The organism is Actinoplanes sp. NPDC051633, assembly GCF_040681735.1.
GTDB lineage: Bacteria > Actinomycetota > Actinomycetes > Mycobacteriales > Micromonosporaceae > Actinoplanes.
Genome location: NZ_JBFAZH010000831.1, coordinates 1 through 3,482 on the forward strand (window position 1 = coordinate 1; position 3,482 = coordinate 3,482).

4 protein-coding genes are annotated in these 3,482 nt (G+C 71.5%); 3 read left to right on the forward strand and 1 reads right to left on the reverse strand.

Annotated elements, in window-relative coordinates; translation table 11 throughout:
• Positions 1–660: EAL domain-containing protein (locus AB0M20_RS32895; protein WP_364304234.1), on the forward strand; the 660-nt coding region annotated here is incomplete at its 5' end.
• Here the strand turns inward: AB0M20_RS32895 and gndA are convergent.
• Positions 657–2,081: an NADP-dependent phosphogluconate dehydrogenase gene (gene gndA, locus AB0M20_RS32900; protein WP_364304235.1), complete on the reverse strand. Its 1,425-nt coding sequence runs from the start codon at positions 2,079–2,081 to the stop codon at positions 657–659. The genes AB0M20_RS32895 and gndA overlap by 4 nt on opposite strands.
• A 192-nt stretch (positions 2,082–2,273) precedes the next feature.
• Between gndA and AB0M20_RS32905 the strand changes: the two genes are divergently transcribed.
• A complete protein-coding gene (locus AB0M20_RS32905; RefSeq protein ID WP_364304236.1) occupies positions 2,274–2,588 on the forward strand; it encodes a type II toxin-antitoxin system PemK/MazF family toxin in 315 nt (104 codons plus the stop codon).
• Positions 2,589–2,726: 138 nt separating this feature from the next.
• On the forward strand, positions 2,727–3,482 hold a 756-nt coding region (locus AB0M20_RS32910; protein WP_364304237.1), incomplete at its 3' end, for an ANTAR domain-containing protein.

The following is a 3,482-nucleotide window of genomic DNA, read 5'->3' on the forward strand; positions in this document are numbered from 1 at the left end:
TGGAAGCACCCGACGCGGGGCCTGGTGTCCCCGGGCGACTTCATCCCGGTGGCCGAGCGGTCCGGCCTGATCGTGCCGCTCGGCTCCTGGGTGCTGCGAGAGGCCTGCACGCAGCTCGCGCGCTGGCGCGCGGACCTGGGCCCGGCGGCGATCCGGTCGATCAACGTGAACGTGGCCGCCCGCCAGCTGCGCGACGCCGAGTTCGTCGAGGAGGTCAGCGGCGTGCTCCGGGACAACGGCCTGAGCCCGGCGAACCTGGTGATCGAGGTGACCGAGTCGCTCGTGCTGGACGGGCGCCAGGTGCGGGAAACCCTGCAGGCGTTGCACGAGATGGGCGTACGGCTGGCGCTCGACGACTTCGGCACCGGGCAGTCGTCGCTCAGCCTGCTCCGGGCGTTCCCGGTCGACGTGCTCAAGCTCGACAAGTCGTTCGTCGACGGCATCAGCGAGGGCGCCGACCGCGGCCGCCTCGCGGTGGCGGCCGCGGTGGCCCAGCTCGCCGAGCACCTGCAGCTCTCCGCCGTGGCCGAGGGCATCGAGACCGAGGCCCAGATGGACCGGCTCCGCGAGATGGGATACCGCCTCGGGCAGGGCTTCCACCTCGCCCGGCCGTTGCCGGCGGACGAGGTGGCCGGCCTGATGACCTTCGTGACCGCCTAAGCGTCCACCTCGGTGCGGTCGTCGGTCGCCCAGAGGACGTGGAACGAGCCCTCCTTGTCCACCCGGCGGTACGTGTGCGCGCCGAAGAAGTCCCGCTGCCCCTGGATCAGAGCCGCCGGCAGCCGCTCGGCCCGCAGACCGTCGTAGTAGGCCAGGGACGACGCGAAGCCCGGCGCCGGGATGCCCTGCTGCGCGGCCAGGCCCACGACCCGCCGCCACGCATCCTGCGCCCCGCTCACCGCGTCCAGGAAGTAGTCGTCGACCAGCAGCGTCGCCAGCTCCGGCGACTTGTCGTAGGCCTGCTTGATGTAGTCGAGGAACTTGGCCCGGATGATGCAGCCGGCCCGCCAGATCTTGGCCATCGCACCCGGGTCGATGTTCCAGTCGTACTCCTTGCTGGCCGCCTGGATCTGCTGGAAGCCCTGGGCATAAGCGACGATCTTCGAGGCGAACAGCGCCTGCTCGATGTCGGCCTGGAGGCCGTCCTGAGGAACCGGGCTGGGCCCGGGCAGGTTGCGTGCCGCCTCGCGGCTGGTGGGGTCGCCCGAGAGCGCACGGGCGAACACCGCCTCCGCGATGCCGCTGATCGGGACGCCCAGGTCGAGCGCCGACTGCACGGTCCAGCGGCCGGTACCCTTCTGCTCGGCCTGGTCGAGCACGACGTCCACGAACGGCTTGCCGGTCGACGGGTCGACCTGCTTGAGCACCTCCGCGGTGATCTCGATCAGGTACGACCCCAGCCGCCCCTCGTTCCAGCCCTTGAAGATCTCCGCGATCTCGGCCGGCGAGTGCCCGCCCGCCTGCCGCAGCAGGTCGTACGCCTCGGCGATGAGCTGCATGTCGGCGTACTCGATGCCGTTGTGCACCATCTTCACGAAGTGCCCGGCGCCGTCCGGTCCGACGTGCACGCAGCACGGCTCGCCGTCGACCTTCGCGCTGATGTCCTCCAGCAGCGGCCCGAGGGCCTCGTACGACTCCGGCGACCCGCCCGGCATGATGCTCGGCCCGTGCAGCGCGCCCTCCTCGCCGCCCGAGACGCCCGTGCCGACGAAGTGCAGGCCGCGCTCGCGCAGCGCCGCCTCACGCCGCCGGGTGTCCAGGTAGTGGGCGTTGCCCGCGTCGATCAGCATGTCGCCCTCTTCGAGCAGCGGCGCGAACTCGTCGATCACGGCGTCGGTCGGCTTGCCCGCCTTCACCATGATCACCACCCGGCGCGGCTTCTCCAGGCTGGCCACGAAGTCCTCGGCGCTCTCCGACGGCAGGAACGTCCCCTCGTCGCCGAACTGATCGACGAGCTCCTTCGTGCGGCTGTAGGTACGGTTGTGCAACGCGACCGTGTGCCCGTGCCGGGCGAAGTTCCGGGCCAGGTTCCGACCCATCACCGCCAGGCCGGTGACCCCGATCTGTGCCTTCTCCGTCATGTGTAGTACACGTCCTTCCGTCGGCTCTCCCGCTCATTCTTACGTGATCCCGCGCGGGGTGGTTCGATGGCCGTCATCCACTGCTCATCCTGCTCAGCCATGCCCCTTTCGTCACCCCTTACCGGCCGAAGATCGGTCCGGCGGTACGCTGCCCCGCATGGCGTCGGGGACGGGACGGGGGACCGGGCGCGGATGAGGCGCGGCGAGATCTGGACCATCGGTAACCGCACCGATCTGCGCTACCGCGTGCTGGTGCTCTCCGGCGACGCCTACAACGACCGCAAGAACGCCGCCCCCTTCTGCGCCCCGATCGTCCGCCAGCGCGGCGCCACCGAGCTGCCGCCGTTCGCCGTCGCGCTGACCGAGCAGGACCCGATCACCGGGGTGGTCGTGGTCAACCGGATGCGCCGCCTGCCCTCCTCGGTCGGCGCCGAGCTGCTCGGCATGGTGACCGGGTCCAGCATGGTCCGCCTCGACGCGGCCGTCCGCGACCTCTTCGACATATAGGCCCGCCGCCCGCCTCGAACGGGTGACCTTGAGGGCGCGTTTGCCCAGGTCGCATCCCATGCAGGGTGTTCGGGGGATGCCGCCGGTCGTCCCGCTGGCGTATTCAGGTATCCATTGCCGATCCTGGAGGGCGAGCAGGTGCGAACCAGCACGCAGGTGTACGCCGACCCGGCCGTGGTGCGCCGCGCCGGGCCGGAGACCGGGCGGGCCACCGTCGACCGGGCGATCGGCCTGCTCGCCGGGCGTACCCGATGCCGGCTCGCGGACGCCCAGCGGCACCTGCTGCGGATGGCTCATGAGCAGGACCGCGACCTCGCCGACGTCGCGGCCGGCGTGATCGCCCTGCTGGACATCCCGGAGGGCGACGGCCCGCCGCCGGCCGCGTTCCCGATCCTGCCGCCGGCGCCGTCGCGTCACTCCGAGCCGTGGCTGGCGACCGTGCAGCGCATTCTCGACGTCCTGCACGGCGCCGCGGCGCTGCTCCGGCCGGTGCGCGACGAGGACGGCCGGCTCGTCGACCTGGTCTTCGCCGCGGTCAGCCCCGAGGCGACCGGCCCGGGCGGGCGCCACGGCCGCAGCCTCATCGGGACCCCGCTGTCCGACCACCTGCCGCCGGAGCTGCAGGCGGAACGCTGGGCGATCTACGCCAAGGTTCTCGACACGGGTGAACCGGCGGAGCTGCCGAGGTTCCGCACGCTGGACGAGCGTTACTCGGTGCGGGCGCACCGGCTCGGCGGCGCGATCCTGCTCAGCTGGGTCAGTCACGCCGATCGGCCCGGGGAGAGTGAACGACTGGCCAGCACCGAACGGCTCGGCAACCTCGGCTGGGGTGAGTGGAACCTCGTCAGCGGCGAGGTCTACTGGTCGGAGCAGCTCTACCGGATCTACGAGCGC